At 65.8% G+C, this 1,111-nt stretch carries 1 protein-coding gene; it reads left to right on the plus strand.

Features of this window, described 5'->3' with window-relative positions:
- A partial coding sequence (locus BTW07_RS19910; protein ID WP_158025901.1) for a hypothetical protein occupies nucleotides 1–930 on the plus strand: 930 nt, incomplete at its 5' end.
- Nucleotides 931–1,111 lie beyond the last annotated feature (181 nt).

The raw sequence follows: 1,111 nt of genomic DNA on the forward strand, positions 1-1,111 counted from the left end.
GAAACCGGCGCGCCGGACGCCGAAGCCTCCAAGGCGGTCAGCGACGATCCGAGGGTCGCCGCCGATGTGGCCGAGACGACAGCGGCCTCCGTCGAGCGCCCGGCCGAGACGTCTGAGGGTTCGCAGATCCACGGCGAGCCGCATGCCGAGGGCAAGACGTCCGAGACGTCCGAGACGTCCCTCGAGTCTGGTTCGACTCACTCCAATCCCGTTCAGGCAACGAGTGTCGCTCGTTCCGATCAGACGAACGATCGGCCGGCGCAGCGGGAAGCGCATGCTTCAGCGCCCGCGGAAAGCACTCCGCCCACGGAAGTTCCGGCAGCGTCCACCGAAGGTGCCATTCCTGATGAGCCAGCGGTGGCTCCAGCGGCCAAGCCCGTCGCTTCCGAGTCCTCCGCTACCCAGCAAAAGGACGCCACCAGCGCCGAGGAAGTTGTCGAGGGCAGCGCCGAGAAAGATACCGTGGCACCGCATGAGAAGGCGGAACCGATGTCCACCGAGCCTGCACAGCCCCAGGTAGAGCCGACAACGGATGCGGAATCGGCGCAGCAGATGCCCACCACGCCTCTTCCCGAACAGGCAGAGACCCGTGGTGAGCAGACGGCGGATACGGAATCGGCGCAGCAGATGCCCACCACGCCTCTTCCCGAACAGGCAGAGACCCGCGGTGAGCAGGCGGCGGATGCGAAATCGGCGCAGCAGATGCCCACCACGCCTCTTCCCGAACAGGCAGAGACCCGCGGTGAGCAGGCGGCGGATGCGACTCCCACCAGCGCTGAATCCAGCGACACTGCACCGGAACCCAAAGCGCCCGACGCCAGCGTTTCCGTGGCAGAGAGTGACGGCGAGCTACGTCGATCGCGTCGCCGCAGGGCCCACAACGACCCGCGTGAAAAGCGTCGGCTCGAGTCCGGCCAAGGCGATAGCTGATAGCCTAGAGCCGTTGCGCTAGAAAGCGAAAAGCCCAGACAATCGTCTGGGCTTTTTCTTGGTCCCTTGTCGGCAACCACGGGAATCTCGGGTCCGGCGCTTCCCCTTCAGCACTGATTGACAGCGGGCGGTCGTGACCTATCCTCACCTTTCGCCAACACAGCGGGGCTCGCGTTCCAGC

Source organism: Salinicola socius (assembly GCF_001937195.1).
Taxonomy (GTDB): domain Bacteria; phylum Pseudomonadota; class Gammaproteobacteria; order Pseudomonadales; family Halomonadaceae; genus Salinicola; species Salinicola socius.